General features: G+C 72.1%; 15 protein-coding genes. 11 read left to right on the top strand and 4 right to left on the bottom strand.

What is annotated here, in order from left to right; all coding sequences use genetic code 11:
• The first annotated feature begins 31 nt into the window (after window positions 1-31).
• Window positions 32-859: a GTP pyrophosphokinase gene (locus OHL10_RS10195; protein ID WP_425498994.1), complete on the top strand. Its 828-nt coding sequence runs from the start codon at window positions 32-34 to the stop codon at window positions 857-859.
• Between the two features lie 26 nt (window positions 860-885).
• On the opposite strand, the gene OHL10_RS10190 is transcribed toward OHL10_RS10195, so the two are convergent.
• Window positions 886-1,188 (bottom strand): DUF1905 domain-containing protein, encoded by a 303-nt coding sequence (locus OHL10_RS10190; protein ID WP_265522097.1) that lies wholly within the window; start codon window positions 1,186-1,188, stop codon window positions 886-888.
• A gap of 78 nt (window positions 1,189-1,266) precedes the next feature.
• Between OHL10_RS10190 and ku the strand changes: the two genes are divergently transcribed.
• Both ku and OHL10_RS10180 read left to right on the top strand, forming a co-directional pair.
• Window positions 1,267-2,160, top strand: a complete 894-nt coding sequence (gene ku, locus OHL10_RS10185; protein ID WP_265522096.1) for a non-homologous end joining protein Ku — start codon at window positions 1,267-1,269, stop codon at window positions 2,158-2,160.
• A gap of 86 nt (window positions 2,161-2,246) precedes the next feature.
• The gene (locus tag OHL10_RS10180; protein ID WP_265522095.1) at window positions 2,247-2,744 is read left to right on the top strand and encodes a VOC family protein; all 498 of its coding nucleotides are present in this window, start codon (window positions 2,247-2,249) and stop codon (window positions 2,742-2,744) included.
• Between the two features lie 16 nt (window positions 2,745-2,760).
• Here the strand turns inward: OHL10_RS10180 and OHL10_RS10175 are convergent, their stop codons facing one another.
• Window positions 2,761-3,093 carry a winged helix-turn-helix transcriptional regulator gene (locus tag OHL10_RS10175; protein WP_265522094.1) on the bottom strand — a complete coding sequence of 111 codons (333 nt, stop codon included), beginning with the start codon at window positions 3,091-3,093 and terminating at the stop codon, window positions 2,761-2,763.
• An 83-nt stretch (window positions 3,094-3,176) separates the two neighbouring features.
• On the opposite strand from OHL10_RS10175, the gene OHL10_RS10170 reads away from it, so the two are divergent.
• The gene (locus tag OHL10_RS10170) at window positions 3,177-4,133 is read left to right on the top strand and encodes an imine reductase family protein (protein WP_265522093.1); all 957 of its coding nucleotides are present in this window, start codon (window positions 3,177-3,179) and stop codon (window positions 4,131-4,133) included.
• A 227-nt stretch (window positions 4,134-4,360) separates the two neighbouring features.
• Here OHL10_RS10170 and OHL10_RS10165 read toward each other — a convergent pair whose 3' ends face one another.
• The gene (locus tag OHL10_RS10165) at window positions 4,361-4,933 is read right to left on the bottom strand and encodes a TetR/AcrR family transcriptional regulator (RefSeq protein ID WP_322645548.1); all 573 of its coding nucleotides are present in this window, start codon (window positions 4,931-4,933) and stop codon (window positions 4,361-4,363) included.
• Window positions 4,934-5,038: 105 nt separating this feature from the next.
• On the opposite strand from OHL10_RS10165, the gene OHL10_RS10160 reads away from it, so the two are divergent.
• From OHL10_RS10160 to leuS, 7 genes are all read left to right on the top strand, one after another.
• Window positions 5,039-6,604 carry an MFS transporter gene (locus tag OHL10_RS10160; protein ID WP_425498993.1) on the top strand — a complete coding sequence of 522 codons (1,566 nt, stop codon included), beginning with the start codon at window positions 5,039-5,041 and terminating at the stop codon, window positions 6,602-6,604.
• An 85-nt stretch (window positions 6,605-6,689) separates the two neighbouring features.
• Window positions 6,690-8,594 (top strand): metallophosphoesterase family protein, encoded by a 1,905-nt coding sequence (locus OHL10_RS10155; protein WP_265522092.1) that lies wholly within the window; start codon window positions 6,690-6,692, stop codon window positions 8,592-8,594.
• A gap of 47 nt (window positions 8,595-8,641) precedes the next feature.
• Window positions 8,642-9,388 carry a YceI family protein gene (locus OHL10_RS10150; RefSeq protein ID WP_265522091.1) on the top strand — a complete coding sequence of 249 codons (747 nt, stop codon included), beginning with the start codon at window positions 8,642-8,644 and terminating at the stop codon, window positions 9,386-9,388.
• 25 nt (window positions 9,389-9,413) lie between these two features.
• Complete coding sequence (locus tag OHL10_RS10145) at window positions 9,414-10,157, top strand: metal-dependent transcriptional regulator (protein WP_322645547.1); 744 nt, start codon at window positions 9,414-9,416, stop codon at window positions 10,155-10,157.
• An 80-nt stretch (window positions 10,158-10,237) separates the two neighbouring features.
• On the top strand, window positions 10,238-11,536 hold the full coding sequence (locus tag OHL10_RS10140; RefSeq protein WP_265522089.1) for an MFS transporter: 1,299 nt from the start codon (window positions 10,238-10,240) through the stop codon (window positions 11,534-11,536).
• A 42-nt stretch (window positions 11,537-11,578) separates the two neighbouring features.
• Window positions 11,579-12,256 (top strand): vitamin K epoxide reductase family protein, encoded by a 678-nt coding sequence (locus OHL10_RS10135; RefSeq protein ID WP_265522088.1) that lies wholly within the window; start codon window positions 11,579-11,581, stop codon window positions 12,254-12,256.
• 73 nt (window positions 12,257-12,329) lie between these two features.
• Window positions 12,330-15,290, top strand: a complete 2,961-nt coding sequence (gene leuS / locus OHL10_RS10130) for a leucine--tRNA ligase (RefSeq protein WP_265522087.1) — start codon at window positions 12,330-12,332, stop codon at window positions 15,288-15,290.
• 66 nt (window positions 15,291-15,356) lie between these two features.
• Here leuS and OHL10_RS10125 read toward each other — a convergent pair whose 3' ends face one another.
• Window positions 15,357-16,277, bottom strand: coding sequence for a hypothetical protein (locus tag OHL10_RS10125; protein ID WP_265522086.1), 921 nt, complete (start codon window positions 16,275-16,277; stop codon window positions 15,357-15,359).
• Between the last annotated feature and the right edge of the window lie 23 nt (window positions 16,278-16,300).

Raw genomic sequence — 16,300 nt, 5'->3', positions numbered from 1 at the left:
ACGGTGAGCACGATCCGATGAGCGCGACAGCATGAGCGGCACGACCACGCCGGAGGCGGGCGACCTGGCAGGTGTTCGCGCCGCCGTCCTCGAGGGCCTGGGGAAGGACCCTCGTCTGGCGGGCGAGGTGGCGCCGCTCGTCCGGGACTTCCGTCGGCTGATGATGACCTACAAGTTCGGCATCGACGAGGTGATGACGAAGATCACCGTGCTGCGCGACGAGTTCCGTCACATCCACGAGTACAACCCGATCGAGCACGCCGGCTCACGCCTGAAGTCCCTCGAGTCGATCCTCGCCAAAGCGCGCCGCAAGGGGGTGCCCCTGACGCCCGAGGGCGTGCGCGCGCAGATGTTCGACATCGCGGGCGTCCGGGTGACGTGCAGCTTCGTGTCCGACATCTACCGGGTGCGGGACATGCTCGTGGGCCAGCGAGACCTCACGGTCCTCGAGGAGCGGGACTACATCGCGCACCCCAAGGGCAACGGGTACAAGAGCCTGCACCTCATCGTGCAGGTGCCGGTGTTCCTCTCCGACCGGGTCGAGGACGTCGTCGTCGAGATCCAGCTCCGCACGATCGCGATGGACTTCTGGGCCAGTCTCGAGCACAAGATCTACTACAAGTACGAGCGGGAGGTGCCACGGCACCTGACCGACGCCCTCAAGCTCGCGGCCGACGTCGCCGCCACCCTCGACACCACCATGGAACGCATCCACGACGAGGTGCGCGACCTCGACGGCGGTGCCGAGACCGGCCCCTCGGGTGCAGACACCCTCGCGACGCGCGAGGCGATCGAGACGTTCATCCGCACCGCGCAGGTCACGGACGAGGTGTTCCACGACCGCCGACGCGACGGCTGACCGGCTGGCCCCGGGAGCCGGACTGCTCATCCGATCGTCTCGACGCCGACCCGCACCACGTCGCCCACCTCGACACCTTCTGTGCGGCGAACCGACGCCTTGACGGGCAGCACGTAGGTCTTGCGGCCCGCGTCGGGGAACACCGACGTCGTCCAGCGGGAGCTGCCGAGGGTCACCTCGACCTTGACCGACCCGAAGCCCGCGGGCGGCAGCGGGAGCTCGGCGATCTCGTCGCTCACGTCCTGCGGGAGCGCGAGGAACACCCACGCCGCGGTGCGCGCCTGCCACCGCCACAGCTCCGCGGTGAACTCGTACCGTGTGCCGACCATCCCCCCATGGTGACGCTTCCCGGGCGTCCGCGCCGCCGACCGCTCGCGGGCGGACGGCGCACGCGCCACCATGGACGCATGAGGGCGATCTGGAAGGGTGCCATCACGTTCGGTCTCGTCAACGTGCCCGTCAAGGTGTACAGCGCGACCGAGGACCACGACGTGTCGCTGCACCAGGTGCACGACGCCGACGGTGGGCGGATCCGCTACCAACGCCGGTGCGAGGTGTGCGGCAAGGTCGTGCCGTACGAGCACATCGACAAGGCCTTCGACGACGGCGAACGCACGGTCGTCCTCACGAAGGACGACTTCGACGCCCTGCCGGCCGAGCGCAGCCGCGAGATCGAGGTCGTCGAGTTCGTGCCGAACGACCAGATCGACCAGCTCCTGCTCGACCGGAGCTACTACCTGGAGCCCGACTCGTCGTCCAACAAGGCGTACGTCCTCATGCGGCGTACGCTCGAGGAGACGGACCGCACGGCGATCGTGAAGTTCGCGCTGCGCCAGCGCACACGCCTCGCCGCGCTGCGGGTGCGCGACGACGTCCTCGTGATCCAGACCCTCCTGTGGGCGGACGAGGTGCGCGAGGCCGCCTTCCCCTCCCTCGACGAGCCGGCGAGGATCACCGCGAAGGAGCTGGCGATGTCGTCCCAGCTGGTCGCGAGCTTCGAGTCCGACTTCACGCCCGAGGACTACGCCGACGACTATCAGGTGCAGCTCCGCCAGCTCATCGAGGCGAAGATCGAGCAGGGTGAGGCGCTCGACACGGCCGAGACCTTCGGGGAGGAGCCCGGGGAGTCGAAGGACGCCGAGGTCATCGACCTGATGGAGGCGCTGCGCCGCAGCGTCGAGTCGTCGAAGAGCGCGAAGGCCGGCCCGAAGAAGGCAGCACCGGAGAAGGCAGGCCCGAAGAAGGGCACGACGGCGAAGAAGGCCTCTACCGGGAGCGCTCGCAAGAAGAGCTCCGCCTGAATCGATGAGCTGCCGATGAGTTCCGCGCGCGACGGGCGTCCACCTCACAGAGGGCGCACCCGGTGCCCACGACGTGAGGAGCGACGATGCGTGCGATCACCCCCAGTCTCTGGTTCGACGGCAACCTCGAGGAGGCTCTCGAGTACTACCCCTCGATCTTCCCGGACTCCACCGTGGGTCCGGTGCTCCGGATGCCGGACGGCACGCTCGTCGCCGCCGACTTCACGCTCGCCGGGAACAGGCTCAACGCGATCAACGGCTCGCCGAGCGCGACGTTCCCCTTCACCGAGGCGGTCTCGTTCATCGTCGAGTGCGACGACCAGGCCGAGGTCGACCGGTACTGGGCGGCGCTCACGGCCGACGGGGGGAGCGAGGTCCAGTGCGGCTGGCTCAAGGACCGGTTCGGCCTGTCCTGGCAGATCGTGCCGGTCGAGTTCCTCGAGCTCTCACAGAGCGAGGACGCCGAGGCCGTCGGCCGGATGATGGCGGTGATGATGGGACAGATCAAGCTGGACATGCCGGCGCTGCGGGCCGCGTTCGACGGTGACTCCGTGCCGGCCGGTACCGACGGTTCCGCACGCTGACACCCGTCGTCGAGGCCTACGCCTCGCGGGCCTGCACGGTCCGGCCGATCCGGTGGCCCCACGCCGCGAGGGGGTCGAGCAGCTCGTTGAGCTCGGCCCCCTGTGCGCTGAGCCGGTAGTCCACCCTGAGGGGAAACCCCTCGCCGGCCGTCCGGACGACGAGCCCGTCGCGCTCCAGCTCGCGCAGCTGGTCGGCGAGGACCTTCTCCGAGATGCCGCCGACGGCGCGTCGCAGCTCGGCGAAGCGGTGGACGCCCGTGTCCAGGCACCACAGGATCGTGGGCTTCCACTTCGATCCGACGAGCTCGAACACGACGTTGACGCCGCACTGCTGGTCCTGGTCGACCATCGACCCTCTCCTTACCCCGAGGTGCGTCCGCACTTCATTGTGCGTACTGGACCTGCCCCGTGCAGGGATCCAGCATGATGATCATGACCGAGAACCTCACCCCGTCCACCACCTCGCGACCGACCACCACCACCAGACCGGCCACCCCACGACCTGCTGGCCGGACGATCGCCGTCCTCGGGCTCGGGGCGATGGGCACGGCGATCGCCAGGGCCCTCGCGGCCGCGGGCCACCAGGTCGTGGTCTGGAACCGCACCGCGAGGCCCCTCGACGAGCTGGGCGTCGAGCGCGACAGCGCCGTCTCGGTGGCGGACTCGCCCCTCGCGGCGCTGGACGACGCCGACCTCGTGGTCGTCTGCGTCCGTGACCACACCGCGAGCCGCGGCGTGGTCGAGCAGCTCGCGCCCGCCCTCGCGGACCGGGTGATCGTCAACGTCTCCACGGGGACGCCGGCAGAGGCCGTCGCGTCGGCGGCCCGTGCGGCCGAGCTCGGTGCCCGCTACGTCACCGGGGCGGTGATGGTGCCGACACCCATGGTCGGCACGGAGCAGTGCTTCGTGATCTATGCGGGGTCCGCGAGCGACGTCGGCGAGGTCGGGGCGCTCGTCGACGCGCTGGGGGGCACGAGCGACGTCGTGGGTGACGACCACGCCGTGCCGCCCGCAGTCGACCTGGCGATGCTCGACATCTACTTCGCCGGCATGTACGCGTTCCTGCACGCCACCGCGCTCGCCGGCGCGCACGGGGTCGAGCCCGGCCGCTTCCTCCCGTACGCGCAGGGCATCGTCAGCACGCTCGGTGGCACCCTGCCGGACCTGACGGCGTCGGTCGAGACGCGGAGCTACGACACCGGCCAGGCACGCTTGGACATGTGCCTGGCGTTCCTCGAGAAGATCGTCGCGTCGAGCCGCGAGGTGGAGATCGACCCGGGGCTCGCCGAGCTGGTGCGTGCGGCGTCGGCCCGTGCGGCGACCCGACGTCCGGGGAGCACCGACTGGGACGTGGTCGCCGAGGACTTCCTCCCTCCCGCCGTCGGATGACGCGGAGCAGCCAGGACGTCGGGCGCGTCGGCCTGGCGAACTCGGCGAACACCGGCAAGACTGTCCCGGTGGGCGCCACGGCCCCGACGCGTGTCGGGAGAGCGGGGCCTCGCGACGAGCTCCTGCGCCAGCCCGTACTGGGTCGGGAGGCGCAGGTTTCCGCATGAGGTGTGCGGGAAGGAGAGGTGTCGGTCGCCGACTGGGGGCGGCCGGCACCTTTCGTCGTCTCAGCCCTCGGTCGCCCGAGGGGCCCGCAGCGCGATCATCTCGTCGATGAGCGCGAGCAGGTCGTCGACCCCCATCCGCCGGCTCGTCAGGTCGTCCCCGGGTCGCTCGCCGCTGAGGGCCGCGTGGGCGTACAGGCCGTCGCTCATGAGGACGATCGCGCGGGCGAGCACCGGGTCTGCGACGACCTCGAGCACGGTCGCCGTCCACGCGTCGTGCGCGCCGTCCAGCGCCGCGCGGGCGTGGGGGTACGCCCCTTGCGCGAGGCGCGAGACCGCGAGGTAGACGAGCTCGAACTCCGTGTCGACCTGCGTGGAGGTCCGGATCAGGTAGTCGACGGGCCCCGCGGGGGCGGCGCGCATCGCGTCGACGTCGGCCGCCGTCAGGGCTCGCAGGTGCTCGGCCAGGCCGTCGACGAGCGCGTCCTTGGACCCGAAGTGGTAGAGCAGCCCGCCCTTGGAGACCCCCGCGCGGTCCGCGACGGCATCGAGCGTCGCGGCGCGCTCTCCGTGCTCGACGAGCAGGGCGGCGAAGGCCTGCAGCACCTTGGTGCGCGCAGCGGGAGGTGGGGGCACGTTGAAAGTGTACCGTCCGGACGGTTACTATACCGTCTGGACGGTAGGAAGTTCGATGCCACCGCGTTCGCCCCCGCCGTCCGAGATCGTGAAAGGAACGCCGTCGTGACTGTCGACCAGTCCCCTCGGACGAAGGCCGTGCCGGGCGCAGAGCCCGCCCGCACCACCGCAGCAGCTCCCGGTCAGCCCGCCTCGCGCCGCTGGATCGCGCTCGCCGTGCTCATGCTGCCCGTGCTGCTCGTCTCCATCGACAACACCGTCCTCAGCTTCGCCCTGCCCCAGATCTCGGAGTCGCTCGACCCGACCGGCACCCAGCTGCTGTGGATCATCGACATCTACCCGCTCGTGCTCGCCGGGCTGCTCGTGGCCATGGGGTCCTTCGCGGACCGGGTCGGCCGACGTCGGCTCCTGCTCCTCGGAGCCGTGGGCTTCGCCGCGGTGTCGGTCGTCGCGGCCTACGCGCCGAGCGCCGAGGCGCTCATCCTCTCGCGGGCCGGTCTCGGGTTCTTCGGGGCGATGCTCATGCCCTCCACCCTGTCGCTGCTGCGCAACGTCTTCACCGACCGCGAGGAGCGGCGTCTGGCGATCGCCGTGTGGGCCTCGGCGTTCGCGGGCGGTGCCGCTCTCGGACCGATCGTCGGCGGCTTCCTGCTCGAGCACTACTGGTGGGGATCGGTGTTCCTCATCGCCGTGCCCGTGCTCGTGCTCCTGCTCGTCCTCGCGCCGGTCTTCGTGCCGGAGTCGCGCGACGCGAACCCCGGCCGGGTCGACGTCGTCTCGGTCCTGCTGTCGATGGCCACCATGGCGCCGATCGTCTTCGGGATCAAGACGCTCGCGAAGTCCGGTCTCGGAGCGGTGGGCGTGGCTGCCGTCCTCCTCGGGCTGCTCGCCGGCTACGCGTTCGTGCGCCGGCAGCTCTCCCGCCCCGACCCCATGCTCGACGTGCACCTCTTCACGCGGTGGACGTTCAGCGGCGCCGTGCTCGTCAACCTGCTCTCCGTCTTCTCCCTGGTGGGCTTCCTGTTCTTCGTCTCCCAGGACGTCCAGCTCGTCCTCGGCCTCAGCCCGATGCGGGCCGGGCTCGCCCTGCTCCCCGGGCTCCTGGCGATGATCGTCGCCGGCCTCACCGTCGTGCGGGTGGTCCGCCGGGTCGCCCCGTCCCACGTCGTCGCCGTCGCGCTGCTGTGCTCCGCGGCAGGCTACGCCGTCGTCGCCCTGACGGCCGGGGCGAGCACGCTGCCGGTCCTCATGGGTGCGTTCGTCGTGCTCGCGCTGGGCGTGGGCGCGGCCGAGACGGTGTCCAACGACCTCATCCTCGCGTCCGTCCCTGCCGACAAGTCCGGTGCGGCGTCAGCCATCTCCGAGACGGCCTACGAGGTCGGCGCGGTGCTCGGCACCGCGGTCCTGGGCAGCATCCTCACCGCGTCGTACCACCGTAACGTGGTCGTCCCGGAGGGGGTCGGCGCGCCCGAGGCCGCGGCGGCGGCCGAGACGCTCGGCGCCGCGACCCGGGTCGCGGACACGCTGCCGGCCGCTCAGGCCGAGGCACTCCTGGAGTCCGCGCACACCGCTTTCGGCAGCGGGGTAGGAGCGACCTCCTGGATCGGCGTGGCGCTCATGCTCGTCGCGGCAGGGCTCGCGCTCGTGACGCTGCGCCGCGCCCAGGCCTGAACCTGGACGCGGCGGGCGTCGGAGCGGCGAACGCAGGGTGAACGCAGGTGGCGTCGTACGCTCGGATCGGGAAGGGTGTAGCCCGATGAACCGAGCACGACTGACGCCGCCTCGCTGGATCCGCTACGCCCTCGCCTCCCTCGCCGCACTCGTGGTCTGTCTCGTCTGGGGTGTCTCCACCGCCACCGCGGACCTCAGCCTCGGACCGCACGAGGCCCGCTACGAGGTGTCGACGGACGCGATGGTGGTCGTCGACCTCGGCCCGCTCGGGAGTCTCGAGATCGACTCGCCGCTCCCGGCGAACCTCGGTGCGCACGTGACGGTGAGCGAGATCCCCGCGGACCTCACGGCGGTCGGCCAGGCCGACACCCTGGAGGCGCTCTCGCGGGACCTGGACGGCTACCTGCAGTTCTTCAGCGGGCCGCAGGAGACCGTCGAGCACGTCGGCCGGGCGCTCGTGACCGACGCCCTGCAGCGCACCGGTCTTGCTCTCGGCGTCGTGCTGCTCACCGGTGCGGGCGTCTACGTGCTGCTCGGGCGGCCTCGTCGGGGCGAGCTCGCCCGGGTGCTCGCCCCGCGGACGTGGGAGATCACGGCCGCGGTGGTGCTCGTGGCGCTCGTCGTGGGCTCGCTGTCGTCGAGCTCGGCCGGGGTGCCGCAGCAGGTCTCCCGGCCCACGTCACCCGTCTTCGCCGGGACCCCCCTCGACGGAGCCCGGATCACCGGGCGCCTCGCCGGCGTGGTCGACACCTACGGCGGCCAGCTGGTCGGCCTCTACCAGGAGAACACCGACTTCTACGACCAGGCCGACGCGAACCTCGCGGCCGCCTGGGACCGGCGCGCCTCCATCCAACGGCTCACGGCACCCTCAGAGCCGCCCGAGGCGTCGACGGACGAGCCGACCGACGAGGCAGAGAGCCAGACCGGTGAGTCGACGGGTGACGTCGCCCAGGCGCCGGCGGCGGAGGTCGGCGAGACGGACGAGTCAGCGGAGGAGGACGCCGCGCAGGAGGAGCCCGCACCGGAGGAGACGCCGCAGCCCCGCACCCCGGAGGACGAGCTCGTCACGCTCCTGCTCATCTCCGACCTGCACTGCAACACCGGCATGACCCCGCTCATCCGGACGGTCGCGGAGCGCTCGGGCGCGTCGATTCTGCTCAACGGTGGCGACACCACCGTCAACGGCACGGCGGTGGAGTCCTTCTGCGTGAACTCCTTCGCGTCAGCCGTCCCGAGCGGCGCGACGATGGTGGTCGCGGACGGCAACCACGACAGCCAGGTGACGTCCGACCAGGAGCGCAGCGCGGGCGTGCGGGTGCTCGACGGCACGATCCTCGAGCTGGAGGGCGTGCGGATCCTCGGTGATCGGGACGCGCTCGAGACTCGGGTGGGTTCCGGGTCCCGGGTCGCGCGCGAGGAGACTCCGACCGAGCAGGCGGAGCGCCTCGCCGAGACCGCGTGCGACGCCTCGGACCCCGCCGACATCCTCCTGGTGCACACCCCCCGCGCGGGCGACGAGACGTTGGCATCCGGCTGCGTGCCGGTGCAGATCTCCGGGCACACACACCGCCGCGCGGGCCCCGAGCGGGTGGGCTCGGGGGTCCTCTACATCAGCGCCTCGACCGCCGGAGCGGCGGCGAACCAGCCGACGGTGGGTCCGCTGCGGGGGACAGCCGAGATGACGGTGCTGCGGTTCGATCCTCTCGAGCGGCGCATCGTCGACTGGCAGCTCGTCGAGATCGACCCGGACGGGTCCGCGCGGGTGGGGCCGCGGCTCGGTTTTCCCCCGCCCCTCGAACCGGGCGCGAGCACCGCCGAGACGCCGGCGGACGGAGCCGAGGAGCCTGCCGGAGATGCCGAGCTTCCCGCGGACGAGGAGGCCCCCGCGTCGGACGACGGGTCGCCCGAGCCCGCGGGCGACGAAGGCAACGAGGGCAACGAGGGCAACGAGGGCAGCGAGGGCGTCGAGAGCGACGAGGGCGACGGATGACCGACGCCGAGTCGTGGTCGCCCGCCCGACGGCGCGGGAAGCTCCGCATGAGTCGGGGTCGGACGTGGATCGTCGTGGCGGTCGTCCTCGCGCTGGCCATCGTGTTCGGCGGCCCGTACGTCTACGCCCGGCTCTCGCAGGGCAGCGCGCCGGCGCCCCTCGGACTGCAGACCCCGGGCGAGAGCGTGGCACCCACGGCGGCGCCCGAGCCCGGGCCGCTCGACGTCGAGGGCTTCTGGACCGTGGCGGAGGGTTCCGCGGCGGGGTACCGCGTCGACGAGGTCCTCTCGGGCCAGGAGGCGACGGTCGTCGGGCGGACGCAGGACGTGACCGGCTCGATGATCGTCGAGGACACGCAGATGCGGTTCGCCGAGGTGGTCGTCGACGTGGCGTCGCTCGAGACCGACTCGGGCGCGAGGGACGAGTACTTCCAGGGACTGCTCGAGACGGACATCTATCCGACAGCGGTCTTCACCCTCACCGATCCGGTCGACCTCAGCGAGCTGCCCGACCAGCGCGAGCCCGTCGCGCTCGAGGCCGCGGGCGCGCTGACGATCAGGGACACGACGCAACCGGTCACGGTCGCCCTCGAGGCGCAGCGGTCGGGGGCGGGCGTCCAGGTGAGCGGGGCGATCCCGGTCCGCTTCGCCGACTTCGGCGTCTCGGTCCCGGACCTGGAGTTCGTGCGGGTGAGCGAGGAGGGGACCGTCGAGATGCTGCTCAACCTGGAGCCGACGGAGGCCTTGGAACGGGGCCCTGCGCCGACGGACGACGAGACCCCTTCCGGCCCGTGACGCGAGGTGATCTACAGTGAACGCCGTGGATCGCCCCGCTGACCTGACGCCCGTGGCCCAGGACTACCTCAAGGTCGTCTGGGCCGCTCAGGAGTGGTCGGACGAGCCCGTCACGACGAAGCTCATCGCGGAACGCGTCGGTGTCGGCGCCTCGACGGTCTCCGAGACCGTCCGGCGGCTGAGCGCGCAGGGTCTGCTCGAGCACGCGCGCTACGGCGCGGTCGAGCTCACCGACCTGGGTCGTTCCCACGCCCTCGCGATGGTGCGCCGTCACCGGCTGCTCGAGACCTATCTCGTCTCCGAGCTCGGGTACGGCTGGGACGAGGTGCACGACGAGGCGGAGGTGCTCGAGCACGCCGTCTCCGACCTGCTGGTCGACCGGATCGACGCGCGGCTGGGGCACCCGGTGCGGGACCCGCACGGCGACCCGATCCCGAGCGCCACGGGCGAGGTCGTCCGACCGGCGGCGGTCCCGCTCGCGGACCTCGAGGCCGGTGCGCGGGCGGTCGTGGCGCGTATCTCGGACGCCGACCCGGACGTCCTGCGGTACGTGGCGGAGCTCGGCCTCGGGCTCGACGCGACCGTGACCGTCCACGAGCGTCGGGAGTACGCCGGCACCATGACGATCGAGTGGGCGGGGCCCGAGCCCGAGCCACGGTCCGGGACCGGGTCCGACGCAGCTGGCGGTTCCGGCGCCGGGGCGGGGCCCGTCCAGCTCGGTCTCGCCGCTGCCGACCACGTGTGGGTCCTTCCGCTCGACCGCCCCTAGACTGTCCGTCTGCACACCACTTCGTCGTCGTTGTCGCCGACGCTCCTGTCGAATCGATTCGAGACCTCCGGGGGACCGTCATGACCGTCGACTCCGCACCACCGTCCGACCTGCCCTCGGGCCCTGCGGCAGCTCCCGCGACCCGGCGTACGCCAGCCCTCCCGCTCCTCGCGCTCGCGCTCGGCGGCTTCACGATCGGGACCACCGAGTTCGCCACCATGGGCCTGCTCCCGGACATCGCCACGAACCTCGACGTGTCCATCCCGGCTGCCGGGCACGCCATCACCGCCTACGCGGTCGGTGTGGTCGTCGGTGCCCCCCTGCTCACGGTGCTCGCCGCGCGGGTCCCGCGCAAGCGTCTGCTCGTGCTGCTCATGACCGCCTACACGCTCGGCAACGTGCTCTCCGCCGCCGCTCCCAGCCTCGAGTGGCTCGTCGCCGGGCGGTTCCTCGCCGGCCTGCCGCACGGGGCCTTCTTCGGTGTGGGGGCGGTGGTGGGGACCGCGGTCGTCGGTCCTGCCCGGCGCGGGCAGGCGGTCGCGATGATGATGACCGGCCTCACCGTCGCCAACGTCATCGGCGTGCCGTTGTCCACCTATGCCGGTCAGCAGCTCGGCTGGCGCGCCGCCTTCCTGCTCGTCGGCGTCCTGGGGTTCGCCACCGTGGCCGCGCTCTGGACGCTGATCCCGGCGCGGACCGGGGACGAGGGAGCGGCGAGCGCGAGCGTCCGGCGTGAGCTCGCGGCGCTGCGCAACGCACCACTGTGGATCGGGTTCGTCGCCGCCGCGATCGGGTTCGGCGGCATGTTCGCCGTCTACTCCTACGTCGCACCGACGGTCACCGAGGTCACCGGTCTCGCCGCCGGTGCGGTGCCGCTCGTCCTCGCGGTCTTCGGGGTCGGGATGACCGTCGGGACGGTGCTCGGCGGGCGGCTCGCGGACCGTGACGTCATGCGGACGGTGTACCTCGGCTTCGGCAGCACCCTCGCGTCTCTCGTCCTCTTCGCGCTGACCGGTCAGCACCCCGTCCCGGCGGTGGGTGCGCTGTTCCTGCTCGGTGTGACGTCGCAGGTCCTCGGGCTCGCCCTCCAGACGCGGCTCATGGACCTCTCGCCCGCGGCGCCGTCGCTCGGCGCCGCGCTGTGCCACTCCGCGCTCAACGTCGGCAACGCGAGCGGGGCGTTCCTCGGTGGACTCGTCATCGCGGCCGGGTGGGGCTACCTCGCCCCGGCGTGGACCGGGGTCGGGCTCACCGTCGCAGGTCTGCTCGTCCTCGTGGTCTTCGGCCGCCACGAGGTCCCGCGCGCCGCCACGGCGGACGAGCCGCACACACCGGACGCCGCGCACACAGCGGACACCCAGCGCGCGGCGGTACGTTAGGGCGACGGCGTGACCGAGCACGCCCCGAGCCGAGGAGTGCCCGTGAGCACGAGCAGCACCCGCCCCCACGACGGGGGCGTCGAGGCCGCGGAGCAGAGCGACGACGGGGCGCTCGCGGGGGAGCCTGCGACCGGGACCCCCGGCCTGTCGCCCCGGACGACGGGATGGCTGCTCGTCGTGCTCGGCGCCGTCGGGTTCGCCGGGTCGCTGGCGCTCGTGATCGAGCGGTTCCTCAAGCTCCTCGACCCCGACCACGTCGCGTCGTGCACGCTGAACGTCTTCATCGACTGCGGCGCGGCGATGGACTCGTGGCAGGGCTCGCTCCTCGGCTTCCCCAACCCGGTGATCGGGGTGGCGGCCTTTCCGGTGGTGGTGACCACCGGCGTCGTGCTCCTCGCCGGGGCCCGGCTGCCGCGCTGGTACTGGCTCGCCCTGCTGGGTGCCACGACGGTGGCGACCGGGCTCGTCGTGTTCCTCGTCTGGACCAGCCTCTACGCGCTCGGCGCCCTGTGCCCGTACTGCATGGTCGTGTGGGCCGCGATGATCCCGCTGTTCTGGTACCAGGTCGTGCACGCGCTCCAGCACGGCTACCTCCCGGCCGGCGAAGGTCTGCGCCGGGCCGCCGTCGCCAACCGGCACCTCGTTCTCGCGCTGCTCTACGTCGCGCTGCTCGTGTGGGTCGTCGCCGTGATGGGCGCCGACATCGTGTCCAGCTTCTGACGTCCGGCTCGTGACGGCTCTCGGGCGCCGGCGGCGCGCGGGTGCCTACGCTGCGGCCGGTAAACTCGGTGCCGTGAGTACGCCTGCGACCTCCGACGCCCCTGCCCCCGTCTCCACCTCACCGGCCGAGCCGGCCCACCGGTACACCCCGGCGCTCGCTCGCGAGATCGAGCTCCGGTGGCAGGACCGCTGGGAGGAGCGCGGGACGTTCTACGCCGCGAACCCCACGGGTCGCCTGACCGACGGTCAGGGGCGCACCGCCGAGGGCGCGAGCCCGTACTTCATCATGGACATGTTCCCGTACCCCTCGGGCGCCGGGCTGCACGTCGGGCACCCGCTCGGGTACATCGCCACCGACGTCGTCGGGCGCTACCGGCGCATGTGCGGCGACAACGTGCTGCACGCCCTCGGGTACGACGCGTTCGGCCTGCCGGCCGAGCAGTACGCGGTCCAGACCGGCCAGCACCCCCGGGTGACGACCGAGGCGAACATCATCAACATGCGTCGCCAGCTGCGCCGGCTGGGGCTCGCGCACGACTCGCGCCGTTCCTTCGCCACGATCGACCCCGACTACGTGCGCTGGACCCAGTGGATCTTCCTGCAGATCTTCGACTCCTGGTACGACGACGCCGCGCCCCGACCGGACGGCGGCACCGGCCGGGCCCGCCCCATCGCGGAGCTCGAGGCCGAGTACGCCAGCGGGGCCCGACCCGTCCCCGGCGAGCCCGCCGGCACCACCTGGTCGTCGCTCTCGGACGTCCGGCGACGCGCGATCATCGACCCGCAGCGTCTCGCGTACGTCGACGAGTCCCCGGTCAACTGGGCCCCCGGGCTCGGCACGGTCCTCGCGAACGAGGAGGTGACCGCGGACGGTCGCTCCGAGCGCGGCAACTATCCGGTCTTCCAGCGCAGCCTGCGCCAGTGGAAGATGCGCATCACCGCCTACGCCGACCGCCTGACGGACGACCTCGACCTCATCGACTGGCCCGAGAAGGTCAAGTCGATGCAGCGCAACTGGATCGGCCGCAGCGAGGGCGCCTCGGTGCGCTTCGCCGTGCTCGGCACGGCCGACGGCGCGAACGACGTCGCCACCACGGCGGGCACGGAGATCGAGGTCTTCACGACACGCCCCGACACGCTCTTCGGTGCGACCTTCATGGTGGTGTCCCCGGAGCACCCGCTGCTCGACGAGGTCCCCGCGCACTGGCCCGACGGCACGAGCAGCGCCTGGACGGGCGGTCACTCCTCGCCGGTCGAGGCCGTCGCCGCCTACCGCCGCGAGGCCGCGAGCAAGACCGCGGTCGAGCGCCAGGCCGACGCGGGCAAGAAGACGGGTGTGTTCACGGGTCACCTGGCGGTCAACCCCGTCAACGGCGCGACGATCCCGGTGTTCACGGCGGACTACGTCCTCATGGGCTACGGCACGGGCGCCATCATGGCGGTGCCCGGCGGTGACGAGCGCGACCACGCGTTCGCCGAGGCGTTCGGCCTGCCGATCGTGCACACGGTCGCACCCCCCGAGGGTTTCGAGGGCGGCGCGTGGACGGGCGACGGCGCCATCGTGAACTCGAGCGGACCGGACGTCTCGCTCGACGGCCTCGACGTCGAGACCGCCAAGCGGACCATCGTGGCCTGGCTCGCCGAGCGCGGTCTCGGCACCGGGACCGTCACGTACCGGCTCCGGGACTGGCTCTTCAGCCGCCAGCGGTACTGGGGCGAGCCCTTCCCGATCGTCTGGGACGAGAACGACCAGCCCGTCGCGCTGCCCGACTCCCTGCTGCCGGTGAACCTGCCCGACGTGCCGGACTACTCGCCGCGCACGTTCGAGCCCGACGACGCGCACTCCTCCCCGGAGGCGCCGCTCGGCCGCAACGAGGACTGGGTGAACGTCACGCTCGACCTCGGCGACGGCCCGCGGACCTACCGGCGCGACACCAACACCATGCCCAACTGGGCGGGGTCGTGCTGGTACTACCTGCGCTACCTCGACCCGACCGACTCGGCCCGGCTGGTCGACCCGGAGCTCGAGAAGTACTGGCTCGGGCCGGATCACAACGCGACCGCCGGGCGTGCGGGCGGTGTCGACCTGTACGTGGGCGGCGTCGAGCACGCCGTCCTGCACCTGCTGTACGCGCGGTTCTGGCACAAGGTGCTGCTGGACCTCGGGCACGTGAGCAGCATCGAGCCGTTCGGCAAGCTCTTCAACCAGGGCTACATCCAGGCGTACGCGTACACCGACGCGCGCGGTCAGTACGTGCCCGCGGCCGAGGTCGTCGAGGAGGCCGGCGAGGACGGCGAGCCCGTGTTCCGCTGGAACGGCGAGGTCGTCGCGCGGGAGTACGGCAAGATCGGCAAGTCGCTGAAGAACGCCGTGACACCCGACGACATGTACGACGCCTACGGTGCCGACACGTTCCGGGTCTACGAGATGGCCATGGGCCCGCTCGACCTGTCGCGCCCGTGGGAGACGCGTGCCGTCGTCGGCTCGCAGCGCTTCCTGCAGCGGCTGTGGCGCAACGTCGTGAGCGAGGAGACGGGCGAGACGGTCGTCGTCGACGAGCCGGCGGACCGTGCGACGCTGCGGGCGGTGCACCGCACGATCGCCGACGTGCGCCAGGAGATGGAGCACATGCGGGCGAACACGGCGATCGCCAAGCTCATCACGCTCAACAACCACCTCACGGGCCTGGGCCGGGTGCCGCGCGAGGCCGTCGAGCCGCTGGTGCTCATGACGGCGCCGATCGCCCCGCACATCGCGGAGGAGCTGTGGTCGCGGCTCGGGCACGACGCGTCGCTCGCGCACGAGCCGTTCCCCGTGGCCGACCCCGCGTACCTCGTCGAGGACACCGTGACCTGCGTGGTCCAGGTCCAGGGCAAGGTGCGGGGTCGCCTCGAGGTCGCGCCGGGCATCGGGGACGACGAGCTGCGTGAGCTCGCGCTCGCCGAGCCGAACGTCGTGCGTGCGCTGGACGGCCGGGGGATCCGCACCGTGATCGTGCGTGCCCCCAAGCTGGTGAACGTCGTCCCGTCCTGACCCCTCGACGCCGAGTGCATCAAGACGGCGGGCCTGAACCGATTCGAGCCCGCCCTCTTCATGCACTCACGGTGTTCCGAGCGCCCCGCGGCGGGCCCTCGCCCGCCGGACGCGGTGCACGAGCCGGCCCGGGTGCCGCAGGACGTCGTCGGCCGTCGCGGTGATGATGAGCCACCCGGCGTCCTCGAGCCGCTGGCGTCGCTCGACGTCGCGGCGCCACGTCGCCGGGTCGCTGCGGTGCACGTCGCCGTCGTACTCGATCGCGATCCGCAGCTCCGGGTAGGACAGGTCGGGCAGCGCGAGGAATCGTCCGACGTCGTCGTACGCCGCGACGTTGACCCGGGGGCAGGGGAGCCCGGCGTCGAGGAGCAGCAGCCTGGTCCGGGTCTCCAGGCTCGAGTCGGTGCCCTCGACCGCGAGGTCGAGAGCCTCCCGGCACCGCACGAGCCCTCGCATCTTGTGCGTCGCGCCGACCAGGTCGCGGAGCGCCGCCAGCGTCGTCGCGGGTCGCCGGCGTCGGGTCATGCAGTCGGCCAGCACGACGACGTCCTCCAGCGAGAGCGTGTTCGACAGGTGGAGCAGCGTCTGTGCCGGTGACGTCACCGGGAGCGAACCCGCCGTCGTGACGTCCAGGGCTCGCTGACCGCAGAAGTGCGCGACCACGTCGGCACGTTGGGGCCGGAGCCGGCGCTCCCGCGTGACCACGTGGATCCGGTCGTCACCCGCGAGACGCCACGGGACCTCGATGCCGTGCAGGCGCAGGGCGGTGACGTGGCTGAACGCGGCACCCGGCGGCAGGACCGTCGCGGCGGCACGGCAGAGGTCGGCCGTCGACCGGACGTACCCGGCAGGCACGCGGACCCCGTGGAACGGCGCCTCGAAGGTGCGGCTGCGCAGCGCGGACCGGCTGAGCCCGGCGGCGCGGCCGTCCCAGACCGAGAACGGCGCGAGCAGCTGCTCGTGCGCGCCGGCCTGATCGTCTCCCATGGAGACCGAGGATCCCTCTCAGC

Source organism: Oerskovia flava, assembly GCF_026163685.1.
Lineage (GTDB): Bacteria > Actinomycetota > Actinomycetes > Actinomycetales > Cellulomonadaceae > Oerskovia_A > Oerskovia_A flava.
The sequence above is the reverse complement of the archived record's forward strand: the minus strand, read 5'-3'. Positions and strand labels throughout refer to the sequence as shown.